This is a genomic window from Nesterenkonia sedimenti (assembly GCF_012641515.1).
Taxonomy (GTDB): domain Bacteria; phylum Actinomycetota; class Actinomycetes; order Actinomycetales; family Micrococcaceae; genus Nesterenkonia; species Nesterenkonia sedimenti.
This window is the reverse complement of sequence record NZ_JABAHY010000004.1, coordinates 97,632-122,599: the sequence shown is the minus strand read 5'-3', so window position 1 is coordinate 122,599 and position 24,968 is coordinate 97,632. Positions and strand designations below refer to the sequence as shown.

Below are 24,968 nucleotides of genomic sequence, written 5' to 3'. Positions count from 1 at the left end.
CTCAGTCCTCGCCAGCGGACTCCGGTGGCGTCACGCTGATGGGGCGGCCTTCGTAGAACGTCTGCAGCACTACGGTGGTGCGGGTGTTGACGAAGGCCGCTTTGCGTATCTCCCGAATCAACGCCTCGATATCCCGAGGCGTCGGCACACGGACGAAGAGCATATAGCTGGAATCCCCGGCCACGGAGTAGCAGGCTTCAATGGCCGGCAGATGTTCCAGCAGCTGTGGGACGTCGTCGGCCTGCTCGGGGTCCAGCGGGGTGATCTCGATGAAGGCCGAAAGCGGTTTACCCAGAGCCTCCGGGGACAGCTCGGCCTTATACCCGCGGATGACTCCTCGGGTCTCCAGGCGGCGCACACGGGTCTGCACCGCAGAGACGGAGAGTCCTGTGCGCTCGGAGAGCTGAGCCAGCGTCATCCGGGCGTCCCGGGAAAGCTCCCTGAGGATCGCCTCGTCAATGGCGTCGTGAGTACCAGCGGCAGCCATTTGCTCAGGGTACCTCACACACCCTGATCAGGAAGAGTGCGGGAAATTCGCGGTCATCTCCGCGCCACGAGGGGCCACTTGGAACAGCCGGTCGCGCAGATACGGATTCTCAGCCCGTGATGCCTCCAGGCTCTGCCGGTCCAGCTCCGCTATGAGCAGCTGTTCCCCACGGCCGGCAAGGGTCTGCTGGCCGCCGGGTGCTGCAAGTTGGCTCAGGCCCCCGTACTCGAAGACTGAGTCGGCACCGCAGTAGTTGGCATAGGCAACATAGAGCTGGTTCTCCACCGCCCGGGCTGGCAGCAGCAGCTCCTGCACGTGGTCGCAGTCGACCATATTGGCAGTGGGCACACAGATGAGATCCGCCCCGCTGACAGCCAGCTGCCGGGCCAGTTCCGGGAACTCGATGTCGTAACAGATTCCTACGCCCAGCTGCCAGCCTCGCCAGGGGATCACTGGGCAGCAGGAAGCCGTGATCTCCCCGGGTATGGGATCGAACTGGTCCCGGTCGAGGTCCCCGAAGTAGTGCAGCTTCCGGTAGTCCAGGAGCCGATCTCCGGTGGAGTCGACGAAACCGGCGGTATTGAAGACCTCGGTGCCGCCTGTTGCGGCCTCCGGGTATCCGTACATGATTGCCACTGAGTGTTTGGCAGCGATGGCGGCGATCTCCTGGGCGGATGGTCCATCGGCCGGTTCAGCCAGTGCCAGGGTCTGCTCACGACCTAAGGCATAACCGGTCAGATACATCTCCGGCAGGATCAGCAGATCAGCGCCGGCCTCAGCGGCCTGTCCGGCCAGGGCTTCAGCTCGTTGCAGGTTTCCGGCCTTATCCCCCACCAGGGGCTCGACCTGGCCCAGGGCCAGCCGCAGACTCGCACTCATGCCGGAAGCTCCACAGGTCCAAGCTCGGGGTAGAGCTCACCGGGTCCGGGGTTCTTCGGATGAGATGTACCCCCGAAGTGGTTCAGGATGCCCCAGACGGAGTTCAAGGCGGTCTGCACTGCTCCCTCCGCCCAGGCGGGTGTGAAGGAGATGCTGTCACCGGCTAGGAAGATGCCGCGTTCCTCCGCTGGCATGTCCTGCTGCATGAAATGCCCGTACATACGGTGATTGTAGCGATAGTGCCCCGGCAGGGCGCCTTTGAAGGCACCTAGGAAATAGGGATCGGACTCCCATGAGACGGTGACCGGTTCGGCGATGATGTGGGATCGGATATCCACTTCGGGGTAGATCTTCTCCAGGGCGTTGATGGCCAGCTCGGCGCGTTTATCCGCGGGGTAGGGCAGCATCTTCAGCGCATCTGACATCCAGGAGTAGGTCAGGCAGATCACCCCGGGCTTATCCGGCCCGTTGTCGAAGAGGTAGGTTCCGCGGGTCAGCCGGTCGGTCAGGGTCATGCTCATCGTCTCCTGACCGGTCTTGGGGTCGCGGTCTTTCCAGAAGGGACGGTCGACCATGACGAATGTTTTGGAGGACTGCATATACCGGGTGCGGTCCAGGGCCATCCACATGTCCTGGGAGAACAGGGATTCTGCGCAGTCGATCTCCGTGGTCAGCAGCCAGGACTGGCAGGTGGCCAGCACTGCGTCATAGGTCCTGACATCACCGGTGGATTCGGTGACTGCGATCCGCCCATCCTCACCGCGGTGCAGGGCAGCCACAGCTCCTCGTGGTGTCCCCCGGCGGGACTGCCCCGGTTCACCGTCGTGGTCCACCGGTGAGAGTGTTCCGGGACTGGGGTCGTGAAGGGAGGCTAGGGAGGTGCCTTTGGGCCAGTAGGCGCTGTCATCGACCTCCCGGTGCCAGAGCCCCTGGGGCAGCTGTTCGACGCCGCCGACCACCAGTTCTTGGTCGGAGTCGCATTCGGTGACCACCACTCGGAGGATCTCAAGCATGGAGTTGGCGAAGTCGGAGTCCCAGCCGCCGGTGCCGAAGCCGACCTGGCCGAAGACCTCGCGGTGACGGTAGGACAGGCCGTTGAACTCGTCTGCCTGGGCGACGAACTCATAGAAGCTCCGCTCATCCCAGTCGGCCACGATCTGGTTCCACAGGGATTTCAGTCGGTGGGCGTCGCGCTCCCGGATGGCATCCTGCAGACCGCTGAGCCCGAATTCCCTCTCCAATGCGGCATCCCATGCCTCGGCGACCTCAGCGAAGAGCGCCGGTAGATCCGCCAGGCTTTCGGCGTACCAGGTCTCTCCCCCGAGATCGATGACTGTGCTTCCAGCAGCCGGAGTCAAGGGGTTGGGGAATGGTTCGGTGCGCAGTCCCAGCAGCCGGAGGTAGTGGTAGAAGCTGGTGGATGAGACGGGAAAACGCATCCCGCCCAGCTCGGCGATTACCTCGCTGTATGCGGCGTCGTCGTTGTCTGTGGTGTCCGTGGTGAGCCGGAACTTCTCTGAGCGCAGCCGACCACCCAGCCGCTCAGCCTCGTAGACCACAGGCCGCAGGCCCAGGCGCATCAGTTCATAGGCGGCCACGAGCCCTGCGATACCACCGCCGATGACGGCCACCTCCTTCCCCAGGGCTTCCTCCGGGAGGGTGCCGATACCTGCGGGGTGGTTGAGCCATTCGTCATAGGAGAACGGAAAATCCGGACCGAAGATCGTCACCGGAGGCCGTTCCCCACTATGAACAGATCCAACACTTGACTCCGCCTCAGAAGAATAAAATGTGGTCATATAGTCAGAGTACAGAAATTTTTCCTGGGTGACCGACTGGGCCAGCCCACCTCTCCCCCACGCCTGCAGTTTCAGCTGGGGCAGAGTGAGAGGATGGCCACATGAGTGACGAAACTACGGCGATTGCCACTGTTCAGCTGGACAACGAGAAGGTTCGAGTCACCGAGTGGCGGTTCCCACCGGGCACACAGACGGGAACCCATACTCACGAGATGGACTACGTCGTCGTCCCCACCACTACCGGGACACTGCAGGTGCACACCCCCGAGGGGGTCAGCGATAACGTGCTGACTGCGGGGCAGAGCTATACCCGATCAGCAGGTACGACCCATAACGTGGTCAACACCTCAGACACCGAGTGCGCCTTCGTGGAAATCGAGCTGAAATAGTCTCTAGCGGGGGGCCGCAACCCCTCTATGTTTCGTGCATGTAAATTCTCCGGCGCGATCTGGAAACATTCACGAAATATGAATCTTTTCGCGCATCAATCTCATGCGCACGGAACGATACTGCAGCTCAGAAACCCCTTCAGTGCTATTGTACTGGGCGAACTAAGGCAGTCCGCAGCTCGCCGACTGCTTTATCACCGCCACTGATAGCACTTTGAGGATGAGACATTGACGAATCGAGCCGGCGAAAGAGTGATGGTCAAGAATGCCAGGATCTTTAGCGGATCCGGCTTCAGCCAACCGACAACTCTCAATGTGTTCAACGGGCTCATCAGCACTGATGAGGCGGCCACTGAGGCCACCGTCGACACAGTCGTAGACCTCGAGGGCCGATACCTCATGCCTGGCTTCGTCGAGTCCCATGCCCACCCTGGCCAGCTGGGGATGTCACTACGGCAGCTGGACCTCAGGCCCAGCAATGTCTCATCCATTGAGGACATCGTTCAGCTCGTCGCCGAGGAGGCTCAGCGTCTGGGCCCCGGTGAATGGATCCGCGGGGTCGGTTGGGACGAGACCTATCTCGCCGAGGGCCGAGGCCCCACCAAGGAGGACCTCGACGCCGCCGCAGCCGGCCGTCCGGTGATGCTCACCCGCACCTGCCACCACATGCGGGTGGTCAACTCCGCAGCACTGGAGCTCTCCGGTATCAGCGCTGAGACTCCCGACCCCGAGGGCGGGCGCTTTGTCCGCGATGCCCAGGACGAGCCGACCGGCCTGGTCCAAGAGGCCGCAATGGATCTCATCGCAGCGCCGGCCTACACCGGGGAGGATTTCGACGAGGCCTTCGCCCTGGCCCAGGAGGCCTTCGTCTCCTGGGGCGTGACCACCACCCATGATCTCTCCACCACCGCTGACCACCTGCGCTGCTACACCCGGGCCAATTCTCGTGGAGATCTGAAGATCCGCATGCGCCCTTGGCTCTGGGCTCTGGACCAGTCCGCGATGAGCGGGGTTCTCACTCATGCGCTGAACACCGGGATCAGCAGTGGCTTCGGCGATGACCGGCTCCGCATCCAGGGTGCGAAGTTCACCCTGGACGGCAGCGTGGGCGGCCGTACCGCTGCAGTCTGCTGCGCCTTCGAGGGCACCGATGACACCGGCCTGCTCTATCTCGAGGATGAGGAGTTCCTCGGTCACCTCAAACGAGCCGTCGAAGGCGGTTTCCGACTGGCGATTCACGGCATCGGCGAGCGCGCCATCGACCAGGCGTTGAAAGCCCTCAGCAAACTCGACCCGGAGTTCGTGGCCAATAACCGCAACCGGATCGAACACTGCGCGCTGCCCACCGAGAAGCATCTGAAACAGATGAAGGAGCAGAACATCATCGCTGCCTCCTCCATCGCCTTCATCTATCACCTGGGCGATTCCTATCTGAAGGCTCTGGGGCCCGAGCGGGTCAAACGCGCCTACCCCCAACGGACCTTCGCCGACTACGGCATCATCGCCCCGGGCAACTCGGACACCCCGGTGACCAACGGCAATCCCTGGGAAGGGATCTACGCGGCCGTCACCCGCACCACCGTCTCCGGGACCGTACTCGACACCGAGCAGAACATCACGCTCGAAGAAGCCATTCGCGCCTACACCACTGACGCGGCCTACACCTCCTATGAGGAGCAGACTCTCGGCACTCTCACTCCCGGTGCCCACGCTGACTTCCAGGTTCTGGAACAGAACCCCTTCGAATGTCAGCCCGAACAATGGCTGAAGCTCCGCCCGACCGCTGTCTACTCAGCCGGTCAGCGGATCGACAGCCAGTCCTGACAGACCTCCAAATCCCCAACCCCTTAATTCAAGGAGCACAACTTGTTCACCAGTGCGCAGGGAGATTTTCTCCTGTATATGACCATTGGGTACTTCCTCTTCCTAGTAGGTGTATCCGTTTGGATCGGTGTGAAGCAGATCCGCACCTATGAGGACTACAATGTCGCCTCCCGCGGGGTCAGCCTTTTCCCGCTGATCCTGACCTATGTGGGCACTGCAATCGGTGGCTCCATCCTGCTGGGCTTCATGACCGATGGGTACAACATGGGTCAGGGCCAGCAGTGGTACAACGTCGCGATCTTCGTCGCCGGCATCATCATGGCGACCCTGCTGATCAAGAAGATCCGCACCCTCGGTGACCGGAATAACTACGTCACCATCGGTGACTTCACCGCCCACCGTTTCGGCAACCAGGCCCGTATCCCCACCACAATCTCGGTGCTGACTGCCTATGCGGCCATTACCGGCATGCAGTTCGTGGCCGTGGGCCTGGTGCTCAACCTCGTCGCCGGTGTGCCGATGAACCTGGCGATCATCATCTCCGCGATCATGCTGACCATCAAGACTGTATTCGGCGGTCTGAAAGCTGTGGTGTGGCAGGACGCCTTCCACGGCACTATCCAGACCCTGGCCGTCTTCGGTCTGTTCGTGCTGATTCTGGTCACCGTCGGTGACTTCGACCAGGTGCGTGCCAATGCTGCTGCCCTGGGCGAGTCCGCTCACCTCAGCGTCTTCCACATCAGCTTCGCTGAAGTTGCCGTCTACGCCCTGACCATCGGTGCCTACCAGCTGGTGCGTCAGGACCTCTGGCAGCGTGCCTGGGCCGGCCGCGATCTCAACACCGTGATCCGCGGTTACTGGGTGGCCATCATCATCGCCGCGATCACCGGTGTGCTGGTCATCTGGATGGGTGTTATGGCCCGCTACGGCCTGGAGATCGACTCCGAGGAACCCAGCCAGATCTACTACGAGATCATCACTGAGCTGCTGCCCTTCGAGCTTGTGGTGGTGCTCATCGTGGCACTGCTGGCAACGATCATCTCCTGCGCTGACTCCTTCTTCATGTGTGGCGCTTCCTCGATCGTCAATGACGTCATCAAGCCTGCGCTGAAGGGCAAGCCCAGCCAGAAGTCCCTGCTGTTCTGGAGCCGCATCGCTGTGGTGATCACCGGCGTCATCGCCCTGGTGCTGGCCCTGCTGGTGCCGCGTCTGGTCGAGCTCTGGGTCACCGGCACAGCGATGCTGGTCTCGGGTCTGCTGTTCCCGGCCCTGGTTGCCCTCTTCGCCAAGAAGGTCTCCGGCCGCGGGGCGATTATCGCCATGTGGGTCGGCCTGGCCGTCTCCGTGGGCTGGACCCTGGCCGGTTCGCCCTTCGGTCACCCGGTCTTCCTGGGTCTGCCCGCCTCGATCATCACCTATGTGATCTTCCACGTGGTGGATCGCGACCGCCTGGCTGAGTACGCCGGTCTGCCCCCGCAGAACACCGAGAACCTCGCTGAGAAGCCCGCTGAGGAGGCACGCGTTTAATGCTGACGATCGACGCCGTCGTCGAGAATGCTCGGATCCGCACGCTGGATCCTGAGCGCCCCACCGCCCAGCGGATGGGAATCTGGCAGGGCCGGATCATCGGTTTCGATGAGGAACTGGATGGGATTGCAGCCCGGCAGTGCTTTGACCTTCAGGGCGCGCCGGTGCTGCCGGGGTTCCATGATGCCCATAACCACCTCTCCAAGACCGGTGAGCGGTTGGCGGCGGTCAATCTCCGCCCCACTGCGGTGAAGACCCTGGATGAGCTGTACCAGGCCATCGCTGAGCATGCCGCGACTTTGGCCCCGGATGCGTGGATCCGGGCTGCAGGCTATGACCAGAACGCCCTGGGGGATCATCCCTCGGCGGAGGAACTGGATAAGGTCTGCGGTGGTCGCCCGGCCATCCTGGAGCATGTCTCTGGGCATATGATCGTGGCCAATACCGCGGCCTTCGAACGCGCCGGCTGGGCTGATCGGCTCAATGTCCCCGACGTCGACGGCGGACGAGTCGTCCGCGACGACCAGCAGCGGGCCCATGGTCTCCTGGAGGAGAAGGCGATGGGACTGATCATGTCCCTGGTCCGCCCCTCCCCCGAGGAGGAAGTGATCCACTGGCTGGATCTGGGCAGCCGGCAGGCACTGAGCTACGGGCTGACCACTATCACCGAGCCTGGAGCCGGTGATCCCCATGCGATCGGCAACTCCCCGCTGGACTTCCACTACTACCAGCGGGCCCTGGAACAGGGGCTGTTGGGCACTCGCATGGTGCTGATGCCCTACTGCGGGACCCTGCATGAGCTTCCCGAGATCAAGGACAGCTTCGGCCTGGATCTGGGTATCCGCACCGGTCTCGGAGATGACCGGCTGCGGGTGGGCCCGGTGAAGATCTGGTCCGATGGCAGTTATATCGGTCGGTCTGCTGCCATGCACCGCTGCTATGTGGGTGAACCGGAGAACACCGGCTACCTGCAGTATGCGGAGTCTGATCTGCGCAGGATGATCATCCAGGGACATCTCACCGGGTGGACTGTGGCGACCCACGCTATCGGTGATGCGGCCATTGACCACGTCCTGGACGCCTTCGCCGAGGCCCAGCGTCTGCTGCCCCGCCCGGAGGTCCGCCACCGGATTGAGCATTTCGCTCTGACCTCACCGGAGCAGGTCGAACGTGCCGCTCAGCTGGGTGTAGTGCCGGTGCCTCAGGGTGTTTTCATCTCTGATTTCGGAGACGGGATGGCAGCCTCCACTGACGAGGAGCTCCACGGTGGGATCTACCGGTTGAAGTCACTGCTGAAGGCTGGGCATGTGCTGCCCGGTTCCACTGATTCACCGGTTTCCGATGCCAATCCGCTGCGCTGTATCCATGACATGGTCAACCGGCGCACTGCCTCCGGGGCCCTGCTGGGTCCCGAGGAGCGGCTGACTGTTCAGGAGGCGGTACAGGCCTATACCTACGGATCGGCCTATGCCGCCGGGGCGGAGAAGGATATGGGCAGCCTCAGCACCGGGAAACTGGCTGACTTCATTGTCCTCTCCGATGATCTCTTCTCAGTTGCCGAGGAGAAGATCTCCCAGGTGGATGTCGGTGCCACCTTTGTTGGTGGTGAACTGGTCTATAACGAGGCCGGCATCAACGCCTGATTCTCGACGACGACGCACTGGGGCCCTCCGCCGATTCTCGGCGGAGGGCCCCAGTGTTATCGCAGTACTTAGTTTCTAGGCTTCAGCCTCAGCCATGGCCGCGGCGAATTCCTCCTCGGCCTGCTGCAGGGTCTCCGGGGAGGAGATGAGGTCCCAGCCGGTCATGGCCAGGCCCTTCGCCCCCTGGATAACAGCCTCCATACCCGCTGGTGACCCAGCGGCTGCGGCGAAATCCGTGGTGTGGGCGATGACGTCCCCGATCTTGATGTAGGGGTGAATCGTCGGCAGCACCCGGCTGATATTGCCGACATCTGAGGAGCCGCCGAGTTCGGTGACATCCTCTGCCACCGGCACATCAATGCTGCGCAGGTTATCGCCGAAGAGATCGGCCATCTTACGGTTGGCCTTCAGTTCAGCGTAGGTCAGCCCGTATTCGATGGTGGTGCTGGCTCCCACCGACTCCGCCGAGCGCTCCACGGCATTCTCCACCCGTTGGCGGATCGATTCCAGGGCCTCGACGGACTCCGCCCGCAGCAGGAAGTTCGCCTCACAGTGATCGGGGATGACGTTATTGGCCTCCCCTCCCTTGGTGATGATCCCGTGCACATTGGCTGAGCGGTGGAGATAGGGCATCAGCTGGCGGATGGTGACAAAACTGTTGATCACCGCATCCAGGGCATTGATCCCCTCATGGGGACGGGATGCGGCATGCGCACCTTTGCCGTGGAACTGGATGAACATATCCACACAGGCCCGATTGCCACGGACGGTCATGGTCTTATCGGCGGGGTGGATCATCAGCGCGGCATCGAACTCATCGAAGGCCCCGGCCTCGGCCAGCAGGATCTTCCCTCCGCCTTCCTCCTCCGCCGGGGTCCCCACCAGGGAGACACTGCCGGGAGTTCCGGTGGTCTCCAGGGCGTGTTTCAGCGCTGCAGCTGCACCTGCACCGGCACCGGCGATGACATTGTGTCCGCAGCCGTGCCCGATCTTCGGCAGCGCATCATATTCGGCCATGAACACGATATGCGGCCCGCCTGTGCCTGAGCTCCAGGTGGCTTTGAAGGCGGTCGGGGTCTCCGGGGTGAGCCCCTGGGTGATCTCGAAACCCTGGGCAGACAGCGTCTCGGTGATCCAGCCTGCGGCTTGGTGCTCCTGGAAGCTCAGCTCGGGGTTGGCGTGGATCTTCAGGGACAGCTCGGTCCATGGGGTGGTTTCGGCGAGGAAATCGACGATGGCGGTCTTAGCGGCCTCGGGCAATTGGGTTCCTTACGTGATCGGTGATCTTCGGTCTCTTATTCGGCGATGTAGAGGCTGTGGTAGATCGGCCCCTGACCGGAGACATGCTCAAAGCCCTGAACGTAGTCGGCGACCCCGTAGAGGGTCGTGCGGTCACCGATCTTATTCACCGGCAGGTAGTCGATGAAGGCCTGCTGGAAGTCCTCCATGGCTTCCATGGCGGCGTCGTCGTCCTCGGCGTAGATCATGGCATCACCGGCGTCGAAGAGCGGATCGTAATCGGCCCAGCCCTCACCCTCAGGCGTCAGGAAGAGCATGGTCGGGGGCAGCATGGGGTAGTTGGCGTAGGCGTCGACGGCGATGTCGAAGGCCTCGGGGTCAGTGTAGGCATCGAGCATGGTCGGCCAGTCCAGGGTCTGCAGGGTCACATTGAACCCGGCTTCCTCCAACTGCTGCTGCAGCATGATCCCGGTGTCGTAGTGATCGTCCTGGTCCGAGCTGGCCAGGATGGTCAGCTCCTCACCGTCGTAGCCTGCCTCCTCGAGCTTCTCATCGACGAGGTCCTGGTCCACCTCCTGGTGGAATTCGCGGAACTCCTCATCGGGTTCGATATGCCATGGGGAGTCCTCATCCATCAGGGAGCTGGTGGCTCCGTAGAACTCCTCATCGGCATAGGCGGTGAGCAGGATCTGCTCGGGCTCGATGGCGGCCACTGCGGCCTCACGCAGGGCCTGGTTGTTGAACAGTGACTCATCGGATTTATTGAACATCGCGGTCAGGATGCCGGCCGGGGCGACCTCGTAGTCGGCATCAGCGAAGCCCTCGACCTGCTCGACGTTATCGAAGCTCAGCCCGTGGATGAGGTCGTACTCCTGGGACTGCAGTCCGTTGACCCGGGTGGAGGAGTCGGTGACGAAGTCGAAGTAGATGTTCTCGAAATTGGCCTGCCGGGCGCCGGCGTGACCACTGGGCTCCTCATCTCGGGAGGCGTAGTCCTCGAAGGCCTCGAACTGGATGTACTGGTCCCGCTGCCATTCGCCGAAGGAATAGGGGCCGGTTCCGATGTACTCCTCAGCACCGGTATCCGGGGCGTCCTGGACGACTTCGGCGGGCATGATGAAGGTGGGCATCTGGGAGTTATCGGCCATCATCATCGGGGCAAGTGCCATGGGCTGTTCGAATTCTATGACCACAGTGTGATCGTCGGTGGCCTCATAGCTGGCATCGGAGAAGAAGGTGGAGCCGGGGTTGCTCAGCCGGGTCCAGTGTTCCAGAGAGGCGACGACGTCCTCGGCATCGAGGATCTCACCGTTGTGGAAGGGGACGTCTTCCCGGATGGTGATGGTCAGCTCGGTGCTGTCCTCGTTGAACTCATAGTCCTCGGCCAGCATGGGCTGGACCTCGAGGTCGGCGTCGAGCACGAACAGCGGCTCGAAGACCAGATGCCCCATATTGCGGGCCACCGCTGCGGTGGTGGCGATGGGGTCCATCGTCTGGGGCTGATCGGAGTGGGCCAGTCGGATCTCTTCCCGGACTTCGATCTGCTCGAGGTCCAGATCCTCGGCCTCCTCGCCGTTCTCGCCACCGCCGCAGGCAGTCAGGGCGAGGGCCAGGGTCAGGCTGGAGGCAAATGCTGTACGTGTTCTCATCAGGTATTTCCTCAGGTGCGCGTAATCAGTGCAAGTAGAGGAAGTGTAACGTGGGCAACATTACCTGGATGTTGCAGGCCCCTGTGGACGTGAGCTCAGCTGCCTGGGAGGATCAGTACCCGCGGCCGGGGTTCATGATCCCGTGGGGGTCGAAGATCTCCTTGATGGAGTGCTGGATGCGCAGGGACTCCTCCCCCAGCATCATCGGCAGCCATTCCTTCTTCAGGACTCCGACACCGTGTTCGCCGGTGACTGAGCCGCCCAGGGACAGTGCGATGCGAACCAGCCGGTCGGCTGTTTGATTGAGCATCTCGGAGGCGGTCTGCTCGGAGCTGACCTCTTCCTTCGGGATGGTCAGTGCCGGGTGGAGGTTGCCGTCGCCGACATGGGCGACCATGGAGATCCGGACCCCGGCCTCGGCGGCGATAGTCTCGGCCTCGCGGAGGAACCGGGCCAGATAGGGTGCCGGAACAGTCATATCCTCCCCCAGCCACCAGAGACGGGAGGTGTCGAGGATCTGAGCGTCACCTTTGCCTTCGGCGGCCTTACCGCGGCGCAGCCGCAGTGCTGCCTCGCGCTCCTGGTCACTGAGCAGCCTGAGATCGCTGAGTCCGGCGGCAGTGAGTTCGCGGCGGTATTCTGCGACGTCCTGCTCGGCATACGGGCTGTCGGATTCGATCAGGGCCACCGCCCGGCCGGTGTCTTCCAGTCCCAGGGGTGCTTTGAGCTCCTCGGACCGGTTCTGGAGACCGCCGTGGTCGATGAGCTCGACCATTGAGGGGGTCTGAGGCATGGCGGAGGCGGTCACGGCCAGGGCCTCGACCTCTTCCCAGGTACGGCAGACAGCCAGCAGCATCCTGCGCTGGGCGGGTCGGGGAACCAGTCGCACCGTGGCCTCGGTGATCACACCGAGGGTTCCCTCAGAGCCGACGAAGAGGCTCATCAGATCCAGTCCGGCGACATCCTTCTTGGTCTTACTGCCCAGGGTCAGCTTCTCGCCGGTGGCCAGCACGACTTTCAGGCTCAGCACGGAGTCCCGGGTGTTGCCGTATTTCACGCACCGCAGTCCGCCGGCATTGGCGGCGATATTGCCGCCGATGGTGGAGAGTTCGGTGCTGGCCGGATCCGGGGCGAACATCAGTCCGTGTTCGGCGGCCTGCCGGTCGAGGTCTGCGGTGATCACCCCGGGTTGGACTGTGGCCCATTTGCCGCGGGGGTCGAGTTCGATCACTGATGCCATCTCGGTGACATCGAGCACGATGGCCTCATTGAGGCCCACAGTCCCGCCGGAGAGCCCGCTTCCGGCTCCGCGCGGGATGACCGGCAGACGATAGTGATGGGCCACCTTCAGAGTGGTGACCACATCACTTTCGTCTGCGGGTTTGACCACCACGGCGGCCAGCTCCGGTTGCACCCATTGGCTGCGGTCCCTGCTCAGGCCGTGACGTACGGCCTCATCGGTGAGGACTTTTGCGGGGTCCAGCTGCCTGCGCAGCTCGGCGACGGCGTCGTCGGTAGTCACTGTGTGGATTTGCTCCTAGAGCATCACTTCGATCAGATGCGGGCCGTCTTCTTCCAGGGCTGCGGTGAACGCGGCCTGCAGCTCCTCGATAGTGGTTGCCCGGCGGGCGGGAACCCCCATGGATTCGGAGAGCTGCACCCAGTCGATGCCTGGGTTGTTCAGATCCAGCAGCGCCTCGGCCTTGGGTCCGAACTTGGGAACGCCCACATTGGTCATCTCATTGCGCAGGATCTGGTACTTGCGGTTGGAGAAGATCAGGGTGGTGATGTTCAGCGCCTCACGGGCCTGGGTCCACAGGGCCTGGGGCATATACATCCCGGAGCCGTCGGCCTCCAGGGTGATCACCGGCTGGTCCGGGCGGGCGATGGCCGCACCCACGGAGGCGGCCATACCGTATCCGATGGAGCCGCCGGTCCCGGTCAACCACTCATGGGGCCTGGCGGCGTCGGTGGCCTCTCCGAAGCTGCGGCCGGTGGTGATGGACTCATCGACCACCACAGCATGTTCGGGCAGGCTGTGGCCCAGGAAGACACCGAGCTTCTCGGGGGTGATCTCACCAGTGGGCAGTCCGGGCAGCTGCAGTTCCAGTGCGGGGGTGTCCACCGTGTTGCCCAGTTCCGAGCGCAGCGATTCCAGGGACTCCACAGTGCGCTGGAAGCCGTCGGTGAGGTCGATGAACCGGGTGCCGGGCTGGTAGAGCCGGCTGGGCTTATCGGGGTAGGCGAAGAAGGCCACCGGGGGCTTGGCCCCGACCAGCAGGATGTTGTCGAATTTGCTCAGCAGCTCCTGGGACTGAGGCACCGGATAGGGAATGCGCTGGGCACCATGGCGGCCAGCGCCCCGGGAGATCACCGACATGAAGGTGTTCAGCAGCACCTGAGAACCGGTGGCCGCGGCAATCGCGTCGGCTGCGGCCAGGGCATCGGGGGTCGCGCTGCGCGGGCCCAGCAGGATGGCGGTCCGGCTGCCCTCTTCACGCAGTACCCGAGCGGCTGCCTCCAGGGCACCGTCTGGGACATGTGGATCCGGGGCGGGCTCCCCTGCCTTCACCGCGATGGGGTTGGCTGCATCCACCTCGGTCCAGGCGGCGTCGGCGGGCAGGATTAGCGAGGCGATCTTGCCCTCCCGGGAGACTCGGACTGCCTCAGCGGTGTCCTGGCCCAGGGAGTCGGCCGTGGGAGTTGTACGCACCCAGTGGCTGAACGGCCGGGCGGCACCTTCGATATCCGAGGTCAGCGGAGCGTCGAGGTCCCGGTGGTAGGTGGCGTGATCGCCAATGACGTTGACGATCGGTGACTGCGAGCGCAGCGCGTTATGCATATTGGACAGGCCATTGGCCAGTCCGGGGCCCAGATGCAGCAGGGTCGCAGCGGGGTTGCCGGTCATCCGGCCGTAGCCGTCGGCAGCTCCGGTGACCACACCTTCGAAGAGGGCCAGGACCCCGCGGATCCGGTCGGCCCGGTCCAGGGCGGAGACGAAGTGCATCTCCGAGGTGCCGGGATTGGCGAAGCAGACATCGACGTCATTGGCCTCGAGAGTGGCCAGCAGGCTTTCTGCACCGGTGGTCATGCCTACACCTCCGCAATAGCGTCGACGACGACGCCGATTCCTTCGCTGAGCAGTTCATCGCTGATGGTCAGTGGGGGCAGGAAGCGGATGACGTTTCCGTAGGTGCCGCAGGTCAGGGTGATCACCCCGGCGCTGCGGGCTGCCTCGGCGGCAGTGTTGGTCAGCTGCGCATCCGGTGCCCCGGTGGCGGGGTCGACCAGTTCGATGGCCAGCATGGCGCCGCGGCCGCGGATCTCACCGATCCGGGGGTTCTTCTCCTGGGCTGTCTTCAGCTGGGCGACCACCTGCTGTTCGATCTGGCGGGCCCGGTCACTGAGGTCCTGGCTCTCCATAGTGGAGATGGCCGCCAGGGCTGCTGCACAGGAGACGGGACTGCCGGCGTAGGTACCGCCAAGGCCGCCGGAGTGGACCGAATCCATGATCTCGGCCCGGCCGGTGACACCGGAGAGCGGCATACCGCCGGCGATTCCCTTCGCCGTGGTGATGATGTCTGGTTCCACGCCCTCGTGTTCGCAGGCGAACCAAGCGCCGGTGCGGGCGAAGCCGGTCTGGATCTCATCGGCGATGAAGACCACTCCGTTTTCCTTACACCAGTCGGCGATCCGCTTGATGTAGCCCTCGGCGGGGACAATGAATCCGCCTTCGCCCTGGATGGGTTCCAGGATCAGGGCTGCGAGGTTTCCGGCCCCGATGCTCTTCTCCAGGGTGGTGATGGAGCGCTCTGCTGCTGCCGCGCCGTCGAGCTGGTCCCGGTAGGGGTAGGAGCCGGGGATCCGGTAGACCTCGGGGGCGAAGGGTCCGAAGCCGTGCTTATAGGGCATCGACTTCGCGGTCAGCGCCATGGTCAGCGTGGTGCGGCCGTGGTAGGCGTGATCCAGGGCGGCCACGGCCTGGCGGCCGGTGTGGGTGCGGGCGATCTTGACCGCGTTCTCCACTGCCTCGGCACCGGAGTTGAACAGTGCGGTGCGCAGCTCGCCGCGGATCGGGGCCAGCTCGGCCAGCTTCTCGGCCACGGCGATGTATCCCTCATAGGGGGTGGCCATAAAGCAGGTGTGGGTCAGCTCTGCCACCTGGGTCTGCACCGCATCGACCACGGCCGGGGCACTGGCGCCCACGCTGGTCACCGCGATACCGGAGCCGAGGTCGATCAGCCGGTTGCCGTCAACATCCTCCACGATTCCGTCCTGGGAGCGCACGGCGTAGGTGCCCATCAGGGAGGAGACGCCGGCGGCCACTGAGGAGGCGCGGCGTTTGGCCAGCTCCTGGGCTTTAGGGCCAGGTATTTCGGTGGCCAGGTGGCGGGATTGCGGCAACTCTGCCATGGAGGACTCCTTAGGTGTCGAAGGCGTGGTGGTCAACGTGGGGCGAGCTTCACCGGAATGCGGGGATTCCGGTGAGCTTATTGCCCAGGATCAGGGTGTGGACCTCATCGGTGCCCTCATAAGTGCGCACCGACTCCAGGTTATTGGCATGCCGCAGCGGCGAGTAGTCCCCGGTGATGCCGTTGCCGCCGAGCACAGCGCGGGCTTCGCGGCAGATTTCGATGGCGGTGCGGCAGTTGTTGAGTTTGCCCACTGAGATCATATGCGGCTCCAGCTCCCCGGCGTCCTTCAGCCGGCCCAGGTGCAAGGCCAGCAGCTGGCCCTTATTGAGCTCCAGTGCCATATCGGCGAGTTTCTTCTGGGTCAGCTGGTAGCCGGCCAGGGGTTTGCCGAACTGCAGGCGCTCCGCGGAGTATTCCAGGATGGTCTCGATGGAGTCCCGAGCAGCACCCATCGCACCCCAGGCGATGCCGTAGCGGGCCTCGGAGAGGCAGGAGAAGGGTCCACGCAGACCGGGGTTCTCCGGCAGGATGGCATCGGCGGGCAGCCGGACCTCTTCCATATCGATATCGCACTGCTGGGAGGCACGCATGGAGAGCTTCGCGTCGATGACTGTGGCTTTGAAGCCGGGAGTGTCAGTGGGGACGATGAAGCCGCGGACCTTCTCGGTGGTGTTGCCGTCTTTGTCCTCGGTGGGGGCTTTGGCCCAGATGATGGCGATATCGGCGATGGCGGCCAGGCCGATCCAGCGCTTCTGACCGTTGAGCACCCACTCATCACCCTCGCGGCGTGCGGTGGTGGTCATCGAGGAGGGGTCAGATCCGGCAGTGGGTTCGGTCAGGCCGAAGCAGCCGATGACTTCACCGGCGGCCATCTTCGGCAGCCATTTCTGCTTCTGCTCCTCGGAGCCGTTCTTATAGATGGCCGACATGGCCAGGGATCCCTGCACAGAGATCACGGTGCGCAGTCCGGAGTCGCCGGCTTCCATCTCCTGCATGGCCAGACCGTATTCGGTGGCGGAGCGGCCGGCGCAGCCGTAGCCCTGCAGGTGCATGCCAAAGAGACCCAGTTCGGCCATCTCGGGCAGCAGCTCGGTGGGCAGGACGGCGTCCTCGTACCATTTGGCGATATTGGGCCGGACCCTACGGTCGACGAAGTCTGCGACCTTATCCCTTACCTGCAGCTCCTCGGCGGTGAGCTGGTCTTCGATGTTCAGCAGATCTGTGGCAGGGCGGTCTGGCACGGCGACTCCTTCGGCGGATACGAGAACTTAGGTCCTTTGAGTTGTATCAAAGTGTCTCTGACGGCTTTGCCGATCAACACGATTGATGCACAACGCTCATCGCATCTGCATCTTATCCGCCATAGACCGCAAAGATTTCTTCAAACAGGCTACCTTGGTTCCTCAGAGGAATGCACCGGATGAAGGTGCTTCGAGACATCAATCACTTCATGCAGAGCGGGGCTTTCATCATCACGGCGCCAAATCAGCTTCACCTTCAGCGGCGGCGGCTGCTCTGCGATCGGCCTGAACTCCACACCTTTGGCGTGAATATGGTCCCGGACCGTCGACTGGGTCAGTGCGACCCCATAGCCGGCGGCCACCAGCACCAGGGAGGTGGCCGAGTCCGGGGCAATCTGGGTGATCTTCGGAACGAAACCGACCTGAGCAGCCAAGGAGTGCAGCCGCTGCGGCAGGGCTGCGGCCGGTCCACTGGGCAGCACTACCCAGCTGTCCCTCTCAAGGTCCTTGATCGAGACTGCCGAACGGCGGGCCAAGGGATGCCCCACCGGCAAAGCGATCATCAGCCGTTCCTGGGCGATCACCGTGGAGGCGACATCGGCCGGCAGCAGATCCCAACGCCCCAGAGCCATATCCAGCTCACCGGCCAGGACCCGGTCCAGTCCGATATGCGAAAGCATCGAGGAGACCAGTTCCAGACGCAGACCGGGCAGCCGGTCGCGGATCTGCCGGGCCATGGGTCCCACCACATGATTGGTCGAGGGGCTGGCGAAACCCAACCGCACCCGGCCGGTGCGTCCCTTAGTGGCCTCTTCGACGATCTCAGCCGAGCGGTCCACCAGAGTGACGATCTCCTGGGCATGGGGCAGCAGCGCCTCCCCCGCCGCAGTCAGCGAGACCCATCGTGTGGTGCGTTCGACCAGCCGGCTGCTCAGCGAACGTTCCAGCTGGGCCACCGAGCGGCTCAGCGCCGATTGGGTCATCCGCAGCCGTTCGGCCGCTCGGCCGAAGTGCCGCTCCTCAGCCACTGCCACAAAACACCGGGCCTGCTGGATCTCCATAGCCACATCGTAAGCGAAGCACACCGCCTTGAGCGTCAACGGATAAGAAGGACAGTGAATCTATGACCACTACACCGCCCACCGGTTCCGAGCAGGGACTCTCCGGCCCCCTGGCCGGCGTCGTCGTTCTGGATCTCTCCCGAGTCCTTGCCGGGCCTTATGCCACGATGCTGCTTTCTGATCTGGGGGCCACGGTGATCAAAGTGGAATCACCTCAGGGTGATGAGACCCGCACCTGGCGGCCGCCGGAGCGCGATGGGGAGTCCACCTATTTCCAGAGCGTGAACCGCAATAAGCAGTCCATCGCCCTGGATCTCGGCGATGAGCAGGACCGTGAGACCCTCGAGGCTCTGCTGGTGCGAGCTGACGTGCTGGTGGAGAACTTCAAACCAGGCGGTCTGGCCCGGTTCGGCCTGGACTACCCCACACTGTCAGAGAAGTACCCGGGGCTGATCTACGCCTCACTGTCCGGCTTCGGCCATGAGGGCCCCGGGGCGAAGCTGCCCGGCTATGACGTCCTGGCCCAGGGCGCCTCCGGGCTGATGCATGTCACCGGCAGCCCGGATGGTGAGCCCACTAAGGCGGGTGTGGCCGTGGTGGATGTCATCTCCGGGCTGCATCTCTACGGTGCGGTGCTTGCTGCCCTCTATGAGCGCGCCAGCTCCGGGAAAGGTCAGCATCTGACCGCCAACCTCATGCTCTCGATGCTCTCGGGACTGGTGAACCAGACCTCCGCGGCTGCCAATACCGGGAACTCCCCGCGCCGGATGGGCAATGAGCATCCCAGCCTCTTCCCCTATGGTCCCTTCCGCACTGCCGATGGTGAGATCATCATCGCCTGCGGGAACAACGGCCAGTTCGCTCGGCTGTGCACGGCACTGGGCTGCCCCGAGGCGGCCGAGGACAGCCGCTGGCAAACCATGGCCGGACGCAATGAGCACCGCGATCCGCTGCGTGATCTCTTGGAGGAAAAGCTGGGCCAGCAGAGCTCGGAGCACTGGTCAGCCGCCCTGCGTGAGGTCGGGGTGCCCTCGGCACCGATCAACGACGTCGTCGGTGGTCTGGACTTCGCCCGGCAGCTGGGTATGGAGCCCACCGTGGAGCTCACCCGCGAGGACGGGACCTCGGCTGCCTCGGTTGCGCATCCGGTGAAGTGGTCACGCTCCGAGGTTTCCTACCGCTCGGCCCCGCCCCGGTTGGATGAGAACCGGGAACAGATCCTGCGCTGGCTGCAGGTCTGAGCGACCCGGGACTTTACTCCTTGCCGGCCAGTGGGCCGCGGCCCATAGTGGCCAGCTTCTTCTGCAGGTCATGCTCGGCATTGGGCCCGGCTGCGATGCCGCCGGGCAGCCGCAGCAGGAAGAAGATGCCCAGCAGCCACCAGGCACCGAACATGATCCAGGGCTCCGGTGCCAGGAAGGCCGGCATACCGGGCATGTAGAGGATGAACATGCCGATACTGCATGCCAGGGCCAGCACACCGATGGCGAAGCCGGGGCCGTTGCCAGCACCACCGACCCGCATGGGCCGGTCCATCTCGGGTTCGCGTTTGCGCAGCACCAGGAAGGTGATGCAGACCATGATGTAGGTCAGCACGATCGAGGGCGAGCCGGAGTCGACCAGCCAGTCCAGCATGGCCGAGCCGAAGAACGGGGCGATGACCGAGAGCCCGCCGACGAACAGCAGGGCGTTGACCGGGGTTTTGTTCTTATGGTGCAGCTTGGCAAACCAGGCCGGCAGCATTCCGGCATTGGCCATGGCCCACATCAGGCGGGAGGAGCCGACCAGGAAGGCGTTCCAGGAGGTGACCAGACCGGCGATAGCACCGGCGACGACGAAATTGCTGCCGAATTCGGAGCCGACCAGGGCACCGAAGGCATCAGCGGTGGCCAGTTCGAAGTCCACCAGTTCGCTGGCCGGCAGGGCCACTGAAGTGGTCAGCACGATGGCGATGTAGAAGGCCGCTGCGGCCAGTACGGAGATGACCACCAGTCGGCCGATCTTCTTCGGCGGGAGTTTGACCTCCTCGGCCGACTGCGGGATCACGTCGAAGCCGACGAAGAAGAAGGGTACGACCACCAGCACGGCGACGATTCCGGCCGAGCCGCCGGTGAACATCGGTTCCATATGGCCGGGCTCGCCGCCGAAGATGGAGGCGACGATCATCACCAGGATCATCACGAACAGGAACAGCACCACCGAGGTCTGCAGGAGGCTGGCGGGTTTGATGCCGCGGATGTTCAGCCAGGTCAGGGCGATGGCGGCGCCGATGCCGATAAGCGCCCAGACGAGGTAGACCTGGGATCCGGCCACCTCCCACAGCGGCACGGAGTAAACCTGGGGGATGATGTAGCCGATGGTGTTGGGGATGGCCACCGCCTCGAAGGCGACCACGGTGACATAGCCGCCGAGGATGCCCCAGGAGCCGATCAGGGCCAGCCGTGGGCCGAGTCCGCGCATGAGGTAGTTATGCTCACCGCCGGCCCAGGGCATTGCCGAGGTCAGCTCAGAGTAGAGCAGACCCACCAGGGCCATGATCACACCGCCGATGGCGAAGGCCAGGGCTGCGCCCATGGCTCCGGCCTCGTTGAGCCAGTTGCTGGTCTGGACGATCCAGCCGAAGCCGATCATCGCGCCGAAGCCGAGGAAGAACACCTCGAACCGGCCCAGCGTCCGTTTGAATCTGGTCTCTGTTCCCTCTGTCATGACCAGGTCACCAATCCTTATTTCTCGTTGTTCTGTGACTCATCGGAGTCGCTGTGTTCCGCGGCCAGCTCATCCTGTGAAGGTGCGAGTTCTTCTTCAGTGGATTCAGGCTCGGCCACAGTTGTTTCTGGGGCTGTTTCTTCAGGGCTGGATTCTACCGTCTGGGACTGATCCAGTTTCACCCCGTACCGGGGACGCCCATCGGGCAGGGTTTCATACCCGGTGGGTGCGGTGGAGGGTTTCTTCGACGTCGTCGTCGACTCTTCTGCCTGCAGCTGGGTGGACTTACCGGTGGGGTCATTGGCCGCGTTGAGGCTGCTCACCCCTGCCCCGGGGACCAGGGCCCGGGCCCTGGCTGCGACTTTGAAATCGCAGACGACGTCGAAGGTGGTGGCCACCAACTGGGATGAGGAGGAGAAGTCCCGCTTGCCGCGGCGCACCGCGTAGCTGATGACCCCAATGATCATCCAGATGGCCATACCCGCGGCCACTGACAGCAGCAGATTGGCCATCGGCGCCTCGGGGGCGAAGAGCCAGATCAGCAGACCGATGAAGAAGCCGAACATCGCGCCCTGGGCGGCGCCGGCCCCGGCGACCTTGGGATAGGAGAGCCGGGAGCGGATGTGTTCGACACTGCGCAGGTCATTGCCGACGATGCTGAGCGCTTTGATGTCGAAGTCCTCGGCGGCCGCGAGGTGATCGACCACTTTCTGAGCATCCTCATAGCTGCGGTATCGCCCCAGAAGTTCGCCCCGGGGTAGTCCTGAAGTGTTCAGCTGCATGGTCATCGTCACCATTCTGCCAGGTAGGACGGCTCAGCGACCCAGTTGGACTTCGGACCTAAACTGGGGAGGTGACTGATACCCCTGACGCCGCTGCCGTACACCGCCAGCTTCAGACTGTCCTGGACCCGGAGCTGCGGGTGCCGGTGACTGACCTCGGAATGGTCGGCGGAGTGAATGTTGACGCCGAGGGCACCGCCTCGGTGACCATCAAGCTGACCACTGAGGCCTGCCCCATGCGCAGCCGGATCGTCGATGAGGTCACTGCCGCCGCGGTCCGCGCCCCCGGGATCCGCACTGCTGAAGTGCAGTTGGATGTGATGAGCCCCGAGGAGCGGGCCGAGCTGAAGGAGCAGCTGCGCGGAGGCCCGGCCGGGGCGAAGATCAACCCCTTCGCCAACCCGGATTCACTCACCAAGGTCTATGCGGTGGCCTCCGGTAAGGGTGGGGTCGGCAAATCCAGTGTGACGGTGAATCTGGCCTGCGCAATGGCCGCTGAGGGCCTGAAGGTCGGGATTATCGACGCTGATGTGCACGGGTTCTCCGTACCGGGGCTGATGGGGATCACCGATAAGCCGACCCGTTTGGACGAGATGATCCTGCCGCCGGTGGCCCATGAGGTCAAGACCATCTCGATCGGGATGTTCGTCGACCCCGGACAGGCGGTGGCCTGGCGTGGGCCGATGCTGCACCGGGCTGTGGAGCAGTTCCTCACCGATGTGCATTTCGGGGATCTCGATGTGCTGCTGCTGGATCTGCCCCCGGGCACCGGTGATATCGCCATCTCGGTGGCCCAGCTGCTGCCCGGCTCCGAGCTGCTGGTGGTCACCACTCCCCAGGCCGCGGCGGCCGATGTCGCCGAGCGGGCCGGGGCACTGAGCACCCAGACCGAGCAGAAGGTCGCCGGGGTGATCGAGAATATGGGCCCGATGACGATGCCCGATGGTTCAGTACTGGACCTCTTCGGCTCAGGCGGTGGTCAGCTGGTGGCAGACCGGCTCTCTGAGTCTCTGCAGACCCAGGTGCCGCTGCTGGGTTCGGTTCCTCTGGATCCGGGATTGCGCCAAGCCGGCGACGACGGCGCCCCGATCGTTCTGAGCGACTCCCCCTCCCCTGCCGGGCAGGCTTTGCGTGGGATCGCTCAGCGGCTGGCTCAGATTCCGCGTGGGATCAGCGGTCGGTCTCTGCCGATTCACCCGGGCTGAGGCTCAGTCTCTGCTGCACCAGTTGCGGTGGTGAAGGAGGTCAGCTCGAAGGAGAGCAGTTTGGCCTCCAACTCCTGGGCACCGGGGAACTGATGTGCAGCTGGGTCCCCACTGCGCTGACGCTCGGCTGCCTCGCGCCGAATCAGCAGCACTGCAGTGTTGTGCACATGCCGGCGCATCGCTGCCGCGGCTGCCTGGGGGTCCCCGGATTGGACGGCCTCGAGAATATCCCGGTGGTCCTCCACCAGTTCCTGGCAGGTTCTTGAGGCCGGCACGGTGGCGATACCGGTGGTCAGCACCAGATTGCGGAGATCCTCAAGGACTTTGACCAGGCGCTGGTTCTCCGCAACGGCCACCAGGGCCGAATGGAAGTCCCTATCGGCCCGCAGCAGAGTTTCGATGTCCTCGGCATCAGCGGCCTCCTGCATGGCCTGGAATTTCGCCTCGACCTCGGCGACCGCGTCTTCGTCAGCATTGGCTGCCGCTCGGGCTGCCGCTGGGGCCTCCAGCACCAGGCGCAGCTGGTAGCAGTTGACAATCTCCTCCAAGGAGCTGGGCACCACGGTGACCCCGCGGTTCTTATCGATCCGGGCCATTCCGCTGCGTTCCAGCTCCAGCAGGGCCTCGCGCACCGGGGTCCGGGAGACCCCGAAGCGTTCGGCCAGGCCGGTGGCACTGTAGCGGCGGCCGGGTTCCAGTTCACCGCTGAGCACCGCGGCCCGCAGCTGGGCCAGCACCTGCTCAGTCAGGGTGGGCGGACGGGTCATCGCGAGAGCGCCTCGGAGACGATGTGTTCGGCGATGGCCAGGGCGCTGGTGGCCGCCGGGGAAGGCGCATTGCGCACATGGACAAGGCGGGAGCTGCCGGTGATGACGAAGTCATCGACCAGGCTGCCATCGGCATACATTGCCTGGGCGCGCACACCGCGGGGCCCGCGGGTGACCTCGGAGGGGTCGATTCCGGGCATGTACTGATTGGCCTCATCGACGAAGACCTTCTTGCTCAGGGCAGTGCGGGTTTCGCGAACTGCTGCTGGCACGTTCTTCGCCGCGAACTTCCAGAACCCGGGGGTGCGCACGACGTCGAAGACGTCCTTGGGGCTCAGCCCGGCACGGCGGTAGAGCTCACGGCCCAGGGAGAGGAAGGCGTTGGGACCGAGCATGACCTCGCCGTCGTAGCGGCGGGTGATGTGGACTCCCAGGAAGGGGAACCGGGGATCGGGCACGGGGTAGATCAGTCCGCGCACCTGGGCGGCTTTCTCTGGGGAGAGCATGAAGTAGTCCCCGTAGAAGGGAACGATCTTGGGGAAGGCACTGTCCCCGGAGGTCCGGGCCAGCCGGTCGGACTGCAGGCCCGCGCAGGTGATGACCTGGTCGAAGATGTCGATCTGCTCAGGTGAACCGCCGGCAGCACTGCGGGAGCGGATGATGACCGCCTCCCGGCCGGCTCCGGTGCGGGCCTCCTCGATGGAGGTCACCTCAGTGCCCAGGCGCAGGTGACCATCACCCGCGGTGACATCCTCTGCCAAGGCCTTGGCAATGCCCTTGAAATCCACGATGGCGGTATGGGGTGAATGCAGGGCAGCCACACCCACTGCATGGGGTTCGATCTCGGTGATCTCATCGGGACCGATCAGGCGCACATCGGGGACTCCATTGGCCACTGCGCGCTCAAAGATGTTCTGCAGGCGTTCGCGCTCGAGCTGATCCTTGGCGACCACAATCTTGCCGCATTCGTCATAGGTGACGCCCTTGTCCTGAGCGAACTCATGCAGCAGTCCCACACCGCGGCGGCAGAGGGTGGCCTTGAGCCCACCGGGCTCGTAGTAGAGGCCGGCGTGGACGACACCACTGTTGCGGCCGGTCTGATGGGCGGCGACCTCGTCCTCTTTCTCGTAGACGACCACTTCAGCACCGGGCCGGCGCTGGAGCAGCTCCCTGGCCACGGAGAGTCCGACGATTCCGCCACCGATTACTGCCACACGCATCTGAGTCATACGCCTCTCCTTTGAAGTCCCCTCAGGCCCATCTCATGTGGCCTGGCGCACAGTGTTTATTCTTCGCCGATCAACCTACTGGGCTTTGCAGGTTGCATGCAACTCTGTACGATGTAGTGCAGATCA

At 63.8% G+C, this 24,968-nt stretch carries 20 protein-coding genes; 6 read left to right on the top strand and 14 right to left on the bottom strand.

The window, feature by feature from the left end:
* Position 1 precedes the first annotated feature (1 nt).
* Genes HGQ17_RS06160 through HGQ17_RS06150 form a run of 3 tightly spaced genes read right to left on the bottom strand, consistent with a single transcriptional unit; the run spans position 2 to position 3,096 of the window.
* On the bottom strand, positions 2-487 hold the full coding sequence (locus HGQ17_RS06160) for an Lrp/AsnC family transcriptional regulator (RefSeq protein WP_168887089.1): 486 nt from the start codon (positions 485-487) through the stop codon (positions 2-4).
* A 27-nt stretch (positions 488-514) separates the two neighbouring features.
* Positions 515-1,366: a carbon-nitrogen hydrolase family protein gene (locus HGQ17_RS06155; protein ID WP_211090475.1), complete on the bottom strand. Its 852-nt coding sequence runs from the start codon at positions 1,364-1,366 to the stop codon at positions 515-517.
* A complete protein-coding gene (locus HGQ17_RS06150; RefSeq protein ID WP_324615203.1) occupies positions 1,363-3,096 on the bottom strand; it encodes a flavin monoamine oxidase family protein in 1,734 nt (577 codons plus the stop codon). The genes HGQ17_RS06155 and HGQ17_RS06150 overlap by 4 nt, the downstream gene beginning before the upstream one ends.
* Before the next feature lie 170 nt (positions 3,097-3,266).
* On the opposite strand from HGQ17_RS06150, the gene HGQ17_RS06145 reads away from it, so the two are divergent.
* From HGQ17_RS06145 to HGQ17_RS06130, 4 genes are all read left to right on the top strand, one after another.
* Positions 3,267-3,554: a cupin domain-containing protein gene (locus HGQ17_RS06145; protein WP_168887087.1), complete on the top strand. Its 288-nt coding sequence runs from the start codon at positions 3,267-3,269 to the stop codon at positions 3,552-3,554.
* Between the two features lie 228 nt (positions 3,555-3,782).
* On the top strand, positions 3,783-5,378 hold the full coding sequence (locus tag HGQ17_RS06140) for an amidohydrolase (protein ID WP_168887086.1): 1,596 nt from the start codon (positions 3,783-3,785) through the stop codon (positions 5,376-5,378).
* 78 nt (positions 5,379-5,456) lie between these two features.
* Entirely contained in the window at positions 5,457-6,905 is a 1,449-nt protein-coding gene (locus HGQ17_RS06135) for a sodium:solute symporter family protein (protein ID WP_168887085.1), read from the top strand.
* Positions 6,905-8,548, top strand: a complete 1,644-nt coding sequence (locus tag HGQ17_RS06130) for an amidohydrolase (protein WP_168887084.1) — start codon at positions 6,905-6,907, stop codon at positions 8,546-8,548. The genes HGQ17_RS06135 and HGQ17_RS06130 overlap by 1 nt, the downstream gene beginning before the upstream one ends.
* Positions 8,549-8,623: 75 nt before the next feature.
* Here HGQ17_RS06130 and HGQ17_RS06125 read toward each other — a convergent pair whose 3' ends face one another.
* From HGQ17_RS06125 to HGQ17_RS06095, 7 genes are all read right to left on the bottom strand, one after another.
* Positions 8,624-9,808 carry a M20 family metallopeptidase gene (locus tag HGQ17_RS06125; RefSeq protein WP_168887083.1) on the bottom strand — a complete coding sequence of 395 codons (1,185 nt, stop codon included), beginning with the start codon at positions 9,806-9,808 and terminating at the stop codon, positions 8,624-8,626.
* Between the two features lie 35 nt (positions 9,809-9,843).
* Positions 9,844-11,436, bottom strand: coding sequence for an ABC transporter substrate-binding protein (locus HGQ17_RS06120; protein ID WP_168887082.1), 1,593 nt, complete (start codon positions 11,434-11,436; stop codon positions 9,844-9,846).
* Positions 11,437-11,548: 112 nt separating this feature from the next.
* Complete coding sequence (locus HGQ17_RS06115) at positions 11,549-12,958, bottom strand: FAD-binding oxidoreductase (protein ID WP_168887081.1); 1,410 nt, start codon at positions 12,956-12,958, stop codon at positions 11,549-11,551.
* Between the two features lie 15 nt (positions 12,959-12,973).
* Complete coding sequence (locus HGQ17_RS06110; protein ID WP_168887080.1) at positions 12,974-14,527, bottom strand: acetolactate synthase large subunit; 1,554 nt, start codon at positions 14,525-14,527, stop codon at positions 12,974-12,976.
* A 2-nt stretch (positions 14,528-14,529) separates the two neighbouring features.
* Entirely contained in the window at positions 14,530-15,849 is a 1,320-nt protein-coding gene (gene gabT / locus HGQ17_RS06105; protein WP_168887079.1) for a 4-aminobutyrate--2-oxoglutarate transaminase, read from the bottom strand.
* Between the two features lie 49 nt (positions 15,850-15,898).
* Positions 15,899-17,092 carry an acyl-CoA dehydrogenase family protein gene (locus HGQ17_RS06100; protein WP_168887078.1) on the bottom strand — a complete coding sequence of 398 codons (1,194 nt, stop codon included), beginning with the start codon at positions 17,090-17,092 and terminating at the stop codon, positions 15,899-15,901.
* Positions 17,093-17,241: 149 nt separating this feature from the next.
* A complete protein-coding gene (locus HGQ17_RS06095; protein ID WP_168887077.1) occupies positions 17,242-18,153 on the bottom strand; it encodes a LysR family transcriptional regulator in 912 nt (303 codons plus the stop codon).
* 62 nt (positions 18,154-18,215) lie between these two features.
* On the opposite strand from HGQ17_RS06095, the gene HGQ17_RS06090 reads away from it, so the two are divergent.
* Complete coding sequence (locus HGQ17_RS06090; RefSeq protein WP_168887076.1) at positions 18,216-19,394, top strand: CaiB/BaiF CoA transferase family protein; 1,179 nt, start codon at positions 18,216-18,218, stop codon at positions 19,392-19,394.
* A 13-nt stretch (positions 19,395-19,407) separates the two neighbouring features.
* On the opposite strand, the gene HGQ17_RS06085 is transcribed toward HGQ17_RS06090, so the two are convergent.
* Both HGQ17_RS06085 and HGQ17_RS06080 read right to left on the bottom strand, forming a co-directional pair.
* Positions 19,408-20,859 (bottom strand): APC family permease, encoded by a 1,452-nt coding sequence (locus HGQ17_RS06085; protein ID WP_168887075.1) that lies wholly within the window; start codon positions 20,857-20,859, stop codon positions 19,408-19,410.
* 17 nt (positions 20,860-20,876) lie between these two features.
* Entirely contained in the window at positions 20,877-21,647 is a 771-nt protein-coding gene (locus HGQ17_RS06080) for a general stress protein (protein ID WP_168887074.1), read from the bottom strand.
* A gap of 65 nt (positions 21,648-21,712) precedes the next feature.
* On the opposite strand from HGQ17_RS06080, the gene HGQ17_RS06075 reads away from it, so the two are divergent.
* The gene (locus HGQ17_RS06075; RefSeq protein WP_168887073.1) at positions 21,713-22,846 is read left to right on the top strand and encodes an Mrp/NBP35 family ATP-binding protein; all 1,134 of its coding nucleotides are present in this window, start codon (positions 21,713-21,715) and stop codon (positions 22,844-22,846) included.
* On the opposite strand, the gene HGQ17_RS06070 is transcribed toward HGQ17_RS06075, so the two are convergent.
* Together HGQ17_RS06070 and lhgO are read right to left on the bottom strand one after the other, a co-directional pair.
* Positions 22,834-23,613: a GntR family transcriptional regulator gene (locus HGQ17_RS06070; protein ID WP_168887072.1), complete on the bottom strand. Its 780-nt coding sequence runs from the start codon at positions 23,611-23,613 to the stop codon at positions 22,834-22,836. The genes HGQ17_RS06075 and HGQ17_RS06070 overlap by 13 nt on opposite strands.
* Positions 23,610-24,842 carry an L-2-hydroxyglutarate oxidase gene (gene lhgO, locus HGQ17_RS06065; RefSeq protein WP_168887071.1) on the bottom strand — a complete coding sequence of 411 codons (1,233 nt, stop codon included), beginning with the start codon at positions 24,840-24,842 and terminating at the stop codon, positions 23,610-23,612. The genes HGQ17_RS06070 and lhgO overlap by 4 nt, the downstream gene beginning before the upstream one ends.
* Positions 24,843-24,968: the final 126 nt, after the last annotated feature.

Excerpts from the sequence above, each read along its gene's own strand:
- HGQ17_RS06160 (WP_168887089.1), bottom strand. The coding sequence starts at position 487 with ATGGCTGCCGCTGGTACTCACGACGCCATTGACGAGGCGATCCTCAGG.
- HGQ17_RS06155 (WP_211090475.1), bottom strand. The coding sequence starts at position 1,366 with ATGAGTGCGAGTCTGCGGCTGGCCCTGGGCCAGGTCGAGCCCCTGGTG.
- HGQ17_RS06145 (WP_168887087.1), top strand. The coding sequence starts at position 3,267 with ATGAGTGACGAAACTACGGCGATTGCCACTGTTCAGCTGGACAACGAG.
- HGQ17_RS06135 (WP_168887085.1), top strand. The coding sequence starts at position 5,457 with ATGACCATTGGGTACTTCCTCTTCCTAGTAGGTGTATCCGTTTGGATC.
- HGQ17_RS06130 (WP_168887084.1), top strand. The coding sequence starts at position 6,905 with ATGCTGACGATCGACGCCGTCGTCGAGAATGCTCGGATCCGCACGCTG.
- HGQ17_RS06120 (WP_168887082.1), bottom strand. The coding sequence starts at position 11,436 with ATGAGAACACGTACAGCATTTGCCTCCAGCCTGACCCTGGCCCTCGCC.
- HGQ17_RS06110 (WP_168887080.1), bottom strand. The coding sequence starts at position 14,527 with ATGACCACCGGTGCAGAAAGCCTGCTGGCCACTCTCGAGGCCAATGAC.
- gabT (WP_168887079.1), bottom strand. The coding sequence starts at position 15,849 with ATGGCAGAGTTGCCGCAATCCCGCCACCTGGCCACCGAAATACCTGGC.
- HGQ17_RS06095 (WP_168887077.1), bottom strand. The coding sequence starts at position 18,153 with ATGGAGATCCAGCAGGCCCGGTGTTTTGTGGCAGTGGCTGAGGAGCGG.
- HGQ17_RS06090 (WP_168887076.1), top strand. The coding sequence starts at position 18,216 with ATGACCACTACACCGCCCACCGGTTCCGAGCAGGGACTCTCCGGCCCC.
- HGQ17_RS06085 (WP_168887075.1), bottom strand. The coding sequence starts at position 20,859 with ATGACAGAGGGAACAGAGACCAGATTCAAACGGACGCTGGGCCGGTTC.
- HGQ17_RS06080 (WP_168887074.1), bottom strand. The coding sequence starts at position 21,647 with ATGACCATGCAGCTGAACACTTCAGGACTACCCCGGGGCGAACTTCTG.
- HGQ17_RS06070 (WP_168887072.1), bottom strand. The coding sequence starts at position 23,613 with ATGACCCGTCCGCCCACCCTGACTGAGCAGGTGCTGGCCCAGCTGCGG.
- lhgO (WP_168887071.1), bottom strand. The coding sequence starts at position 24,842 with ATGACTCAGATGCGTGTGGCAGTAATCGGTGGCGGAATCGTCGGACTC.